Source organism: Pelagibius sp. (assembly GCF_028289705.1).
Classification (GTDB): Bacteria; Pseudomonadota; Alphaproteobacteria; order Kiloniellales; family Kiloniellaceae; genus Pelagibius.
Genome location: NZ_JANQOI010000017.1, coordinates 119798 through 133036, shown reverse-complemented (window position 1 = coordinate 133036; position 13239 = coordinate 119798). Strand labels below are relative to the sequence as shown.

The following is a 13239-nucleotide window of genomic DNA, read 5'->3' as shown; positions in this document are numbered from 1 at the left end:
CCTTCGCTAGCGGATGATCTCCGCATGGGGGCGGAAGGCGTGAAAGACGAAGGCGAAGGTCACGTCATAGGGCACGTCGACCATGCCGTCGGCGCCCTTGCGCTGCACCAGCACGTTGCCGACCTCGCGCCCCTCGCTGATGGCCCGTGTGTCGAGGGCCGAGGTCTGGCCCGGCTCCCAGCTCAGCACCAGGTCGCCGCTTTCGATCCGGCCCTTCTCGCGCAGCATCTCCAGGGCCCAAGCCTGTTCGCCGACGGCGACCACGCGCTTCATAGGCGCGATCCCCTCGGGCATCTCGCCGTCATAGAGGAACGGCCGGGACAGCGTGTCGTAGCCGACATAGGGATTCGCGCCATAGGGGCGCATGCCGGGATTGTTAGGGATCAGGACCTGGCCGTCGGGAAAGCGGGCGGCAAAGCGTTCCCAGGATTCCAGCCGGGCCGGCAGGATCTTCAGGCGGGTCCCGGTGCGCTCCCCCACGATGGCCTCGCCGAGGAACTGCTGCCACCAGCTCTCGGTGGCCCGGTCGTACATCACCAGATCGGAATTGCGCAGCTTGCCCGTGGTGCCGAAGGTGGTGACCTCGCCGTCGACCGTGCGCTCGAAGACGATGGCCGAGTTGCACAGCGGGCAGTAGGTCACGGCGACAGGGATGCCGCCGACAGTATCGTTGACGATCTCGTGCCAGGTCAGAATGCGCAGGGGATAGGCCCGGGCATCGCCGTTGACCGAGAAGCCCACGACCGGTTCGGTCGCGGTGAGGTCGCTCGCCTCGGAGACCGCGATGAACTGCGGCTTGTCGATGGAGGGGATGCCGTCCTTGGGGGGACCGCCGCTGAGGATCTCGCCGAAGCCGACGGAGGCCTGGGTGAAATCGGTCTGCGGCCATTCACCGGCCCAGCGGTCCGGGGTCGCGAGCGCCGCACCGCTGCCCAGGGGCAGGGCGGCGATCAGGATCAGCGCGGCGAAAGCAGAAGCGGTCAGGCGGCGCCGGAACAGGTCGGACAGATCGGACATGCGCCGATCATGGCCGCAGACACGCGGCCGGCGCCAATCACTTCCGCTTGAAGAAAGAAGGGGGAGGGGCGCTTACCGCCGGGCGGCGGCGCGCGTCAGGAGGGGGGCCAATGCTTCGACAACTCGGTCAAGCACGCCGGCCTGGCGGCCCGCGTAAGCGGTGGCCCCTTCCGAAAGAGCCGCCCGGGCCTGCGGGTCGGCCAGCAGGGCGGCGAGGCTCGCCTGTAGCTGCTCAGGGTCTGCCACCTGGCGCAGGGCGCCGGCGGCGGCCATCTCTTCGCTCATTTGGCGGAAGTTGGCCATATGCGGTCCGGTCAGGATCGCACAGTCCAGCTTGGCCGGCTCCAGCAGATTGTGCCCGCCGATGGGCACCAGCGAGCCGCCGACGAAAACGAGATCCGCCAGCCGATACCAGAGCCCCATCTCGCCCAGGGTATCGGCAAGGCAGATGTCGGTATCTTCCGTGGCCGTCTCGCCGCGGCTGCGCTGGGCGACGCTCAGGCCCTGTCCGGTCAGTTCCGCGCGAGTTTCGTCGCCGCGGGCCGGGTGTCGCGGCACCAGGAGAGTCAACAGGCCCGGGTAGTCGCGGACCAGAGCCTGATGGACAGCGCCGACAATCCGCTCTTCGCCCGCGTGGGTCGAGGCGGCCAGCCAGCAGGGCCGCCCGCCGATCGCTTGGGCGACAGCCGCCAAGGCTGCCGGCTCCACATCAAGCGGCGGCGCGGCGGCTTTCAGGTCGCCGGGGCAGATCACCGCCTCTGCCCCCAGGCCCTCCAGGTGTGCTTGGTCGCGCGGCGTGCGGGCCATGATCAGGCCGAAATGCCCGAGCAGCGTGCCGATCAGCGGGCGAAAGCGCCGCCACTTGCGGTAGGAGGCGGGGGAGACCCGGCCATTGATCAGGACCAGCGTGCATCCCGCGTCGGCGGCACCGCGGATCAGGTTCGGCCAGAACTCCGACTCCACCATCAGGCCCAGCGCCGGCCGCCAGTGCGCGAAGAAGGCCGAAACAGCCTGGGGCAGGTCCACCGGCAGGTACTGGTGGATGACCGCCGCTGGCAGCCGCTCGGCCATCATCTCAGCGGAGGTGACGGTGCCGCTGGTCACAAGCAAGTTCAGATCCGGCCGGTCGCGCCGCAGGCGCTCGATGAGCGGTAGCAGGGAGACCGCTTCGCCGACGCTGGCGCCATGCAGCCAGACCAGAGGCCCCTCCGGGCGCGCCTGGCCGGCTCTGCCCAGACGCTCACCGAGGCGTTGCGGGTCTTCGCGGCCCCGGGCGACACGGCGGCGCAGAAAGGCCCGCACCGCCGGGCCGGCACAGCGGCCGAGAAGGCGATAGCCGCCGAGGGCACAGCGGGCCGCGAGTATCCCAAAGCCGCTGGCAGGCTCCTGACCCGGAGGTTTCAGCCGCTTGCTCTCGATCTCGCCCTCCATGGCCTAGCCCTCGGGCGGCTTGGCGACGCTTGCCGTCAAGCCGTCCTGCAGGCTGTAGGGCGGGCGCCAGCCGAGGGCCAGGGTGATCGGTCCGTTGTCAACGGTGAGCGAGGTGGTGAGCGCCTCGACGGCGGCGCTGCGGCCGGTGAGCGCGCCGGCCAGCCTGAGCAGTGCGGGTGGACAGGGCAGCAGGCGGGCGGGATTGCCGCAGAGCTGTCCGATCCGCCGGGCCAGATCCGGCGTCGAGATGTCATCGCCATCGCAAAGTTCCAGAGGCATCGCCGGTGCCGTATCGGCTGCCAATGCCGCCTCCACCGCGCTGACCAGGTTGCCGAGGTAGAGCAGGCTGCGGCGGTTGCGGAGGGAGGCGAGAGGCAGCGGCAGGCCCCTGGTAACGGCCTTTGCCAGGCGGGGGAAGTTGCCGGGCGCGCCGGCGCCGTAGACAAGCGGCGGTCGGAGAACCACCAGGGAGGTCGCTGTTCCCTCGGTCACGGCCTTGAGCGCGGCCTCGGCCTCCAGTTTGCTGCGCTGATAGGGGCTGGCCCGCTTGGGGGATTGCTCGGCGACGGCGGCGCCGACGGAACTCAGGAAGACCAGTCGCCGGACCCCGGCGGCGACGCTCTGACGCGCCAGCCCTTCGCTTGCCGCCACGTTGACTTTGCGGAAGGCCGTCAGCGGATCGGTCGCTGTTTCCCGCAACACATGCACCCGCGCCGCGCAGTGCACGACAGCATCGATGCCGACCAGCGCTTTGGCCCAGTCGGTTTCTCCGTCGATCGGACCGGTGACCAAGGGCTCGACAGCGGGATTCAAGATCGAGCCCTCGCTGCGAACGCTGCCGGTCACGGCCCAGCCTTTTGCGAGTAGATGCGCGCAGATCGCAGCGCCGATGAAGCCGTTGGCCCCGGTGACCAGCACCCGCTGCATCGGGCTAGTAAAGCAGGCGCTTCAGCACGGCCCGCGCGCCGTAATGGGCCAAGCACCAGGAGGCGCGCAGCGGGCCGAGCTTCTCGATCCTCCGGTAAACGTTCCAGACCCAGGCGGCGGAGCGCTTCGGCTTGCTCGACAGCGAGCCCCGCACCACGCGGTAGCGCGCCAGGTCTTCGCGCAGGCCGTGGGCGCGGAAGCCGCGTTTGAGGATCGACAGCCAGAGGATGTAGTCGTCGCGGCGCGCCTGGGTCATGCGGATCGGGCCGGTCTTCCCGGTGTCCACCATACCGGTCACCGTGGCGATGGCGGTGTTCTTCAGAAGCTGGTCGTAGGTCAGGGTTTCCGGCACGCCGACGAGGCGGCCGATACGGCTGCCGTCCTCGTTGATGCGCCGGTAGGCGGTGTAGGACATGGCGGCCTGGTGCGCATTCATGAAAGCGGTCTGGCGTTCCAGCTTGGCCGGCTGCCAGAGGTCATCGCTGTCGATGAAGGCGATGAAGCGGCCACGGGCCTCCGCCAAAGCGGCGTTGCGCGCGGCGGCCACGCCGCCGTTCTGCGGCAGGCGGATGAGCTTGACCCTGGGATCGTCCCCGGCGATGGCCTCCACGATCTCGGCGGTGCGGTCGCTGGAGCCGTCGTCGGCGACCAGCATCTCCCAATCGCTCAAGGTCTGTGCCTGGACGGAGGCGATGGTCTCGGCGATGAAGGTCTCGGCGTTGAAGGCGGCGGTGATGACGGAGACCAGGGGCGCGTCGTCTTGCACAACGGTGGCGGGTTGGCTCATCCCGAACCCTCCGCAGCGCCGCTGCGACGCAGTGCCGCCCATTGCGCCAGCCGGTCGGCCATCAGGCGGTCGACGTTGAACCTCTCGGCGACGCAGGCCTGCGCCCGGTCGGCCATTTGATCCGCCGCCGGTGCGTCCGCGAGCAGGCTTGCCAGGCGGCGGGCTGCCGCCTCGTTATCGCCGGCCTCCACCAGCAGCCCTGTTACGCCGTCCTCGATCAGTTCCTCGATGCCCGGCGAGCGGGCCGAGAGGCAGACGCAGCGGCGCAGCATTGCTTCCTTGAGCGCGTTGGGCAGCCGTTCGGAAGGGCTTTGGGACATGGTCAGCAGCACCTGGGCTTCAGCCAGATGGCCGAGGGCCTGGTCATGGGGAACATGGCCGAGGAAGCTCACCGAGCTGCCGAGCTCCAGTTCGGCGGCGAGATCCTTTAGCGGCTGCAGCTCCGGGCCGGCGCCCAGCACCCGCAGCCGCGCTTCGGGAAGTGCGCGCCGAAGCGTCGCAAAGACCCTGAGCGCATCGGCGCTGCGTTTTTGCGGAACCAGCCGTTCGGCGATCACCATCAGGCCCGGCTGCTTCGCCGGGCCGGGCAGTGGGTCGGGAACCTCCACACCGCGGTAGGAGATCCGCACCTGTTCCGGATCGACGCCCAAGCCGGCGATGGCCGGCAGGTTGGCTTTTGCGTGGGTCAGCAGCAGACGGACGCGCTGCGCCAGGCGGGCGCTTGGCGCAAAGCGCTCTTCCAGGTCGTAAGCGCCGAGGAACTGGCTGAGCGCCGTTGCGGGCAGGCGGCGCTGCACCAGCAGCCCGAGGAGGCTGGGGTAGTGGCCCCAGAAGAGATGCACGACCTCGGGCCGAAGCGCCGCGATGCGCTGCAACAGGACGAGGCTGCGCGGCGCCAGGGCCAGCGCCTTTGCCAGGTGCATCGGCCGTCGCCAGCAGTGGCGGATGATCATGGCGAGCAGATAGCCGGCATCGGCGGGCTTCAGCACCGCCAGGAGCAGCCCCTGCAGGACCGAGCCGGCGGAGCCCTGGTCGACGCGCAGGTCCGCCAGGCCGCGCTCGGCCAGCATCTCTGCGGCTCTTGGGGGCGGGGCGCGATAAGTCAGCACGGTGACCTCGGCGCCGAGGCGGCGCAGGGCGCGCAGCTCGACGGCGGCAAAGGTCTCCGATGCGACGGGGAATTGCATGGTCACGTAGGCGATCTTCACGACCGCCGTTTTAGCGGACTTGCCGGTCTGTCCACAACTGCCGGCGCCGCCGTCAGCCGGTGCAGCGCCGCGTTCCACTGTGCCAGCACCGCCTCCAGCTCGTAGCGCGGTGGGAGCAGGCTGGGGCCGGGGCCTTCGGGCGGCCGGACCGCGATCCGCTGCATCGCCTGGAGAAAGGGGGCGCCCGCATCCTCGGTCAGGCTGGCCAGGGCGACGGTGCCTGGCGGAGCGGCTTCCGCCAGCTCGGCGATCCCGCCGGACTCGGGGGTTGCGATCACTGCGGTGCCGCAGGCCAGCGCCTCCAGCGCGACGTTCGGCAGCCCTTCCCAGCGCGATGGGATGAGGCAGGCATCGGCACCGGCCAGTGCCGCCGGGAGGTTTGTGCTGTAACCCGCGAGGTCCACCCGGGTCTCGAGGCCGAGCTCCCGGATCAAAGCCGTCAGGGCCGCTTGCTCTTCGCCTTCGCCATAGATGGAAAGCTCGGCGTCGGCGGGCATCCGGGCGAAGACGCGGATCAGCCGGTCGAAGCCCTTCTGCCGATGCAGCCGCCCCGCGGCAACGAAGCGCGGGCCGCCGCCGGGGCGGCGCGAGGGCGCGGCTGCCGAGTCTCGGAGCCGCGCGACGGGCACCGGATTGGGCAGGGAAACGATGCGCCCGCCGGCGACGCCGAAGTCCTGCTGCAGCTCCTGTTCGGTTTGCCGGTGCTGGCAGAACAGCAGGTCGGCGTGCCGGTAGAAGCGGCGGTAGCCCCAGGTCATCAGCCGCGGGTGGCGGCGGTTCGGCAGGCTCTGGGAGGGGGTGTTGGACTCGCGGAGGGCAAGCCTGGTGCCGCGCGGCATCAGGGCGCGGCTGGCGAGCAGCGCGAGGTTCAGATAGCCCTGGGAGGCAAAGACCACCGCCGGGCGGCTCCGGCGGATGTGACCCAACAGCTTGGGAAGGGCGTGGCGCAGCTTGGGCCGGTCGAGCCGCTGCAGATCGACGTCCTCGGCAAGCAGGGATTGCAGCGGGCCTGTGGCGTCGAAGACGACGAGCTGCGGCAGGAACCGGGACCGGTCGAGGCCGGCCAGCAAGGTGAGCGCAACCCGCTCGGCACCGCCGCCGGCAAAGTTCGGCAGGACGAAAAGAACCCCGGGTCGCCCTGCGGTCATTTCGGGTCTTCGCGGCGACCGGCGGCTCAGTCTGCCCGCAGGAGGTTGCGAAGTCCGTCGCGCACGCGCTTGGCCTTGGCCTGCAGGTTCTGTTTCGGTGTTCCGGGAAAGCCGGCGGCGGCAAAAAGCTCGGGGAAGCTCAGATAGGTGTGGGACCGCGAGAGACCGGCGATCTTGTCGCGCTGGAACGGCGTCATCGGCAGCGCCGACATGGCCTCTATGGCCGCTGCCTTCGCACCGCAGTTGTAGAGATGCAGGGCGCGCCCCGGTTCCAGCCGCTCACGGGCCTTGGCCGGCAGGGGTGCCAGGATTTGATGCCAGGCCGTGTCGATCTGCTCGGGTGTCCAGCGGTTTGGATTCCAGTCGTCCGGCTTGTTCTTGGAGAAGTCGATGGGGGCGACAACCCGAAAGGCCACGGTCGAGCCGTCCAGAACGACATGGATCAGCTCCAGGCAGCCGCGCAGTGCATGCATGCAGGCGGCGAGGGCATAAGCCGGAAAGTAGAGATAGTCCTGGATGGCGATGATCGAGCGGCCCGGGATCAGCGAGGGACCGAAGGCCTCGATACAGCGCGTAATCTCCGGCAGCTTCTTCGGCGCGTCCAGAAACAGCACCTCGACCGGCCGGCCGCTCCAGGCGAGCTTTTTGATGCGGGTTCGATGGATGGAGATGAGATCGCTGTAATCCGCGACATGCGCTTCGAAGTAGGACTGGAAGTTGTCGCCGGGCTTCAGCGGCAGGTCCGACTTGCCCGGATCGCTGGGTGCCCAGGTGAAGCCGTCAAAGCAGTGCAGTTCTCCGCCCCGCCCGGCCCGCCGCAGGCCGGCGGCCAGATGCAGGGTGCTGCGGCCGAGCCAGGACCCCACCTCCACCAGCGCGCCCGCGCCGGTGAGCTGCGAGGATGCGAGCCAGAAGAGGTAGCGGCATTCGGACTCGGAGGTCATCCCGGGAACGCTGCGGATCGCCGGCAGTTCGATGTCATGGAAGTCGGAGACGAGCGGTTCCGTCATCGCTGAGCTGTTTGCTTGAGGGCCTGTCATGGCGGATCACTTCATGGTCGGTTGATCTGGTTTGACCAGGATTCCCTGGAATTTGTCGCCCTGGCGCACGATCACTGGCGTCATGGCGACCTGCTCACAGAAATCGCGGAAGGAGGTGTTGTCGCCCACGTCGTCCGAGATGAGCAGGCCGCCGGGGCGCAGCGCCTGCCAGATCAGGGGATAGGCAAAGGCCCGTCCCTCCGGCGACTTGTCGGAGTCGTAGTGTGCAAGGTCGATGGTGCCGGCCGCTTTCAACGCTCTCGGCAGGCCCTCGCGGTCGGCCATGCGAAACAGCTGCCAGCGATCGTGCAGGCTTTCGGGCACCGCGATGCCGACCCAGCGGTCGTTGTGGTGCTTGAGGTAGGGCAGGTCGACGCTGAACAGCCGGGCGTCCGGGCGGGTCTTCAGGGACAGCAGGAAGGCCAGACTGGACCAGCCGTTGGCGACCCCGGTTTCGATGACCCTTTCGGCCCGCGTCCCCTGGCAGAGGTTGTAGAGCAGGTCCATGTTGCTGGCACCGCCGAGCCGGAAGGGCACCGAGCCGACCCGGGCCGTCGCGGCGCTCAGTTCCCCGCCTTCCGTTGCCTCCAGTTCGACCCATTGCCATTGGGGCAGAAGGTTCGCGGTCGCCTCTCTCGCTTCGCTGGAGCGGGGTTCGCACCAGGCCACCGCCGCCTGGCGGTCCCGCTCGATGGCGGCGAGATCCTCGACCTCGATACCCAGGGCGATGCGGGTCTTGCGGCGCAGGAACCGCCAGATCTCCGGCCAAATCGAGGGCTTGAAGACATAACCCCAGACCTGACGCTTCAGGACGTAGTAGGAGATCACCTTCAGGGCGGCCAGGTGGCGCCATCCTTTCTCTGCCTGCCGGTCCGCACCGGGGGGCGCGAGTTGAACGACCTCGGTCCAGGTATCCAGGGCCTGGGCCCGGCTGAAACCGCTGGTGCGCTCCGCCGCGGCGCTGCCCAGCCTGCGGCGCAGCGCCGGATCGCCGGCCAGCCGCCTCAGGGCCGCGGCCGTCGCTTCTACATCGTCACAGGGCACCACCAGGCCCGAGCGCTCGTCTTCGACCACCTCCAGCGGCCCCGGGGAGGCGTCGCTAACGATGACCGGAAGGCCGCAGCTCATGGCCTCGAGGAGAGCGTTGGGCATGCCCTCGTAGCGTGAGGGCAGGGCGAAGATCGCCGAGGCGCGGTAATAGGCATAGGGCTCGGCCACGTGGCCGGGCCAGTCGATCCTGTCATCGATCGACAGCTTTTCGGCCAGAGCGATCAGGTCCGTCTTGGATGGCCCCTCTCCGAGAATCACGATGCGCCAGTCGCCGAGATCGCTCCGCGCCGCCGCGAAGGCCTTGAAGAGAACATCCAGCGCCTTCTGCGGAACGATGCGTCCCACCGCCAGAATCGTCGGCGCCTCCAGTTTGAGGTCCGTCTCAGACGGCGGTGTCAGGATGTTCGGCACATAGGCCAGCTTCCGGTTCGGCACGAAGTCGGTCAGGGTCTTCAGGACCCCTTTGCTGTTGGCCGTGACGACATCCGCCGTCCGGTAGAGCCAGCGGCTGACCGGCCCCCAGGGCGGCGGGATGAACTGGCGGGCCGGATCGTTGCGTTCGCAGACGACGAGCCGCCGACCCAGCAGTCCCAGGCAAGCCAGCAGGACCTTGGCATTGGTCGGGCGAATGAAGCTGACGACAACCGGCGCTTTGGACCGCCTGATGTAGCGCCGCAGCTTCCACAGCCAGCAGGACGTCCGATAGAGCCCGGCCAGATGGAAAATCGTCCAGCTCGGCGGCCGGTAGATGAGGAACTCCTGCTCGATGGCCGGATCGAGATCGATGGCGTTGCTGCGGTTGGTGCTCATCAGCAGGACCCGGACCCGATAGCCCTGGCGCGACCAGCCGTTGGCGAGATTGCAGACCACCCTCTGGGTGCCGCCGTGGCCGAGGTGACTGATGATCAACAGGACATCGGGCGCCCGGGCGGCCTGCGTCGTCGCAGGCGCCGGCGTGATTTCGGCGAGGGAGGGAGCGGAGTTGACCGACAAAGCCGTTCTCGGTGGACTGGGGTGGTTCCGTTGGGCGCTACTTGTAAGCGGCCATCGATATGCCGGGTGTCAGGTAGCGCAGGTGCCCTCGGCGCCAGTTCATCGGCAGCCAGGGATAAACGAGTTCCAACGCCAGAAACGCGATCATCGGCAAGCGTATGAGGCGGTTGCGCCCGAACCAATAGGCCTTGATCCGCCGATAGCCGAGGGCCCGCAGCTCCGCGGCCAGTTCGCCGAAGGTCCACTCCTTCAGGTGAAAGCACTCGGCCTCTTCGGTGAAGTAGCGCGACACGTCATGCGGGCCGGTGAAGCGGTAGGGCGTGCGAAAGGTGTAGACGCCCCCGGGTTTCAGCAGCCGATGGACCAGGCGGAAATGATCGGCGGTGTCTTCGGGATGCAGGTGCTCGATCAACTGGTCGCTGAAGGCGGTATCCACGGAGTTGTCCGGCAGGTCCAGGTCATAGCCGTTGTAGACCACCAGATCGAAATTGTTCGGGCGCTCGATGTCGGGGCCGATCTGGTCGGCGATGTCGACGGCGTAGACCTGCCCGACATGGCGCGTCATCTCAAAGGCGAAACGGCAGTCGCCGGGGCCGAACTCGAGGAAGCTGCCGCCCGGCTTCGCAAAGGGTTTCACCAGGGCCAGCTTGCGCCGGTTCATCTTCGCGGTTGCCGCGGCATCGGCGCGGCGGGTCAGGCGCGGATGGTCCGGCACCTGCGCGAAGAGCTCGTCGTACATGGTGCTGTAGATCGCTTTGCGTTCTTCGCGGTTCGCCGCTTTCAGCCTGTCGGCAATGGCGCGTTCGACCTCGAAGTGGTGCCAAACGCTCTCATAGCTGCGGTTCGGTGGAATCGGCAGCTTCAGCGGTAGGGGGGAGAGGGTCATTCTGGCCTCGGCACGATCTCTTGCGGGAAGGTACTCTTTCGCGCCGCCATGGCAAGCATCTCTAGCCGCTCATTGCCCGGCGGCGGCGGATTGCCGGGTTCCGCTTTCGACTGCCGGTTCGAGAATGCGTTCGATGCAGGGTTGTTTCGGGTGGTGCATGTCCAGGAAGTCCGTCTGTCCGCAGTCGCTTTGCCCCGGGTCGAAGGCGCCGAGAACGGCAAGCGAGCGCTGCGCGGCGAGCTGCCTGACAAAGCCGTCGACCTGCGCCAGGACCGCGCGGTCGCTCTCCAGCAAGCGAAAGGCCGTCGGGTGATAGGGCAGCATGGCGAGGATCACGGTCGTCCCGTCGTGCTGCAGAAGGTCAAGAAACGCCTGGAAGACTGCCGTCTTGCAGGGGTCGAGGCTGGTGAAGGCGAGGCCGCGGCCGACCGGGTGGTCCAGCACCGTTGCCGCGTAGTCGTCGACGTAAGCGGCGCTGCGGGTCCGGATTTCGCGGGAGAACAGGACCGAACCGTCCGGGCGCTTGATGAAGCCGGGCGAGCGCAGCTCCGGGTCCGGCCCGAAGCGGACCTGATCGCTCGACCCTTCGCCCAGTTTGCCGAGCGACTCCAGGACGTAATCGAGGGTCAGCACCTCGGCCAGCCAGGACAGAGGGATTTGAGAACCGAAGTCCTCGATGCAGTCGGTTTCGAGCAGACCGACGATGCGTTGCAGGCTCGCGTGCTTGCCGTTGCGCGTGAGCAGGTGGCTGTCCGGCGCGAAGATATAGGGATCGACGGTGATGACGGTTCTGGCGGGGATCAGGGCCCGATCTCTGAGCAGGCCGTAGATGTAGAGAAGATCGCCGAGGTCGCCCCCCTCGACGGCCAGGCTGAGGCTGCGCTGCCAACCGGCCTCTGCCGGGGAGAAGGGTTGGACGCGGCTAGAGCCGAGAATGACGGTTTCCGGTGCCTGGTCCAGGCTGTCGATGAAGGCGCGGTTGATCAGGCGGTGACGCGGCGAATCGAGTTCGCCCACCGGCGTGCCGGCGTGCAGCAGCCGGGCGATCTCCGCATAGGCCGCCGGCGTGCGGAAGAGGTGCGCCGGATCAGCGGAGACCGCGGCACCCAAGGCGGCAGCCACAACCGACAGTCCGGCAATCACGACGATGACGATGTAGCGTGCGGCACTCACGACCGAAGAGCCCTAGAACTGAAAATAGAGAAACTCGGAAGGCCGCGCCAACGCCAGCAAGGCGAGGGAGAGGCCGACACCGGAGAGGGCCGCCGTGGCCGCCGGGTAACGGATGGGCAGCGCTGCGCCGGACCTTGCTGCGGGATCGTAGTTCACGATCTCCTGCGAGGCCGGCAGGACCCACACCATGGCAAAGGCAATGGCGATCAGCAGCAGCACATTTGCATCCAGGGTGGCGAGCGCGGAGCCGCCCAGGGCGACGGACTGCGCCAGGTCGAAGAGCGAAGGCTCGCCGAGGGTCACGGTCCCCAGACCGTTAAGGCCGGCCATGCCCGCGAGCATCGCCAGCGATCCGTCGAGGCTTTCCGCGCGGAAGAACACCCAGGCCAGAACCACCCCGGCGGTGGTCAGCAGGACGGAGACCGCGGTGGTGGCCCGAGATGGCCCGCGGGAGTGGCCGGAAAAGCGCCGCCAGAGGTGATTGGCAACGATCATGACCCCATGCAGCCCACCCCAAATCACGAAATTCCAGCTCGATCCGTGCCAAAGACCGCCGATCAGCATCACCAGCATGATGTTCGCCGATTGCGGCCCCAGGCCGCCGCGCCTGCCGCCTAGGGGAATATAGAGATAGTCCCGCAGAAAGCGGGACAGGGTGAGATGCCAGCGGCGCCAGAAATCGATGATGCTGGTGGCCTTGTAGGGCGCGTTGAAGTTCAAGGGCAGGCGAAATCCCAGCATCAGTGCCAGCCCGATGGCCATATCCGAATAGCCCGAGAAATCGAAGTAGATCTGGAAATGGAAGGCGAGCGCGCCCAGCCAGGCCTCGATGAAACCGAGGGAGGCCGCGGTCTGCTCGGCCCCGTTGAAAACAACGTCGGCATAGGGCTTCAGGCTGTCGGCCAGGGCGACCTTTTTCAACAGGCCCATGGCAAAGAGGGTCACGCCCATGGCGAAGGCAACGAGATCGATGCGGCTGGCAATCGACCTGATCTGCGGCAGCATTTCACCGTGGCGCACGATCGGCCCGGCGATGAGCTGCGGGAAGAAGCTGACATAGAGCGCGTAGTCGCGGAACCGCGGCCTTGCCACGGGCTGCAGGCTCGCGTCGACCAGCATGGAGATCTGCTGCAGCGTGAAGAATGAGATGGCGAGCGGCAGAACGATGTCCGGTGTCTCGAAGCTCCCCCCGGCAAGGGCCGCGAAATTCTCGCCGAGGAAGGTCGCGTACTTGAAGAAACCGAGCAGGCCGAGGTTGACGGCAATGCCGATCCACATCAGCCAGCGCCGAGGGCGCGCCGACAGGGCCGAGATCAGCAGATAGTTGATACAGATCGAGCCCACCAGCAGGCCGATGAACCGCCAGTCCCAGACCGCGTAGAAGACCAGAGAGGCGCCGCAGAGCAGGGTCAGCGACGCGCTCACCATCCCCAGCCTGCGTAACGACAGGACCAGGAACAGCGTGATCGGCAGAAAGACCAGGATGAATTCGTAGGAGTTAAAGAGCATTCACCGGTTTCCCGCGGCGCTCATGTCCGCACGGGCCGGCCGCGCCGTGCCCGGCAGCGGCCCGCGAGCG

The 13239-nt window shown here is 67.8% G+C and carries 11 protein-coding genes; all 11 read right to left on the bottom strand.

Annotated elements, in window-relative coordinates; translation table 11 throughout:
• Positions 1-6 precede the first annotated feature (6 nt).
• The 11 genes from Q0996_RS02215 to Q0996_RS02165 all read right to left on the bottom strand — a co-directional run bounded on the left by Q0996_RS02215 (position 7) and on the right by Q0996_RS02165 (position 13169).
• Positions 7-1017, bottom strand: coding sequence for a DUF3179 domain-containing protein (locus Q0996_RS02215; protein WP_299615524.1), 1011 nt, complete (start codon positions 1015-1017; stop codon positions 7-9).
• Between the two features lie 72 nt (positions 1018-1089).
• Positions 1090-2448: a 3-deoxy-D-manno-octulosonic acid transferase gene (locus Q0996_RS02210; RefSeq protein ID WP_299615523.1), complete on the bottom strand. Its 1359-nt coding sequence runs from the start codon at positions 2446-2448 to the stop codon at positions 1090-1092.
• A 3-nt stretch (positions 2449-2451) separates the two neighbouring features.
• Positions 2452-3375 (bottom strand): NAD-dependent epimerase/dehydratase family protein, encoded by a 924-nt coding sequence (locus Q0996_RS02205; protein WP_299615522.1) that lies wholly within the window; start codon positions 3373-3375, stop codon positions 2452-2454.
• A gap of 4 nt (positions 3376-3379) precedes the next feature.
• Complete coding sequence (locus Q0996_RS02200) at positions 3380-4162, bottom strand: glycosyltransferase family 2 protein (protein WP_299615521.1); 783 nt, start codon at positions 4160-4162, stop codon at positions 3380-3382.
• Positions 4159-5370 (bottom strand): glycosyltransferase family 4 protein, encoded by a 1212-nt coding sequence (locus Q0996_RS02195; protein ID WP_299615520.1) that lies wholly within the window; start codon positions 5368-5370, stop codon positions 4159-4161. Before Q0996_RS02195 ends, Q0996_RS02200 begins: the two co-directional genes overlap by 4 nt.
• Positions 5367-6518 carry a glycosyltransferase gene (locus tag Q0996_RS02190; RefSeq protein ID WP_299615519.1) on the bottom strand — a complete coding sequence of 384 codons (1152 nt, stop codon included), beginning with the start codon at positions 6516-6518 and terminating at the stop codon, positions 5367-5369. Before Q0996_RS02190 ends, Q0996_RS02195 begins: the two co-directional genes overlap by 4 nt.
• Positions 6519-6544: 26 nt before the next feature.
• Entirely contained in the window at positions 6545-7528 is a 984-nt protein-coding gene (locus Q0996_RS02185; protein ID WP_299615518.1) for a class I SAM-dependent methyltransferase, read from the bottom strand.
• Between the two features lie 36 nt (positions 7529-7564).
• Positions 7565-9601, bottom strand: a complete 2037-nt coding sequence (locus Q0996_RS02180) for a glycosyltransferase (protein WP_299615517.1) — start codon at positions 9599-9601, stop codon at positions 7565-7567.
• A 37-nt stretch (positions 9602-9638) separates the two neighbouring features.
• A complete protein-coding gene (locus tag Q0996_RS02175) occupies positions 9639-10487 on the bottom strand; it encodes a bifunctional 2-polyprenyl-6-hydroxyphenol methylase/3-demethylubiquinol 3-O-methyltransferase UbiG (RefSeq protein WP_299615515.1) in 849 nt (282 codons plus the stop codon).
• Between the two features lie 69 nt (positions 10488-10556).
• A complete protein-coding gene (locus Q0996_RS02170) occupies positions 10557-11660 on the bottom strand; it encodes a hypothetical protein (RefSeq protein WP_299615513.1) in 1104 nt (367 codons plus the stop codon).
• 12 nt (positions 11661-11672) lie between these two features.
• Entirely contained in the window at positions 11673-13169 is a 1497-nt protein-coding gene (locus Q0996_RS02165; protein ID WP_299615511.1) for an MBOAT family protein, read from the bottom strand.
• Positions 13170-13239 lie beyond the last annotated feature (70 nt).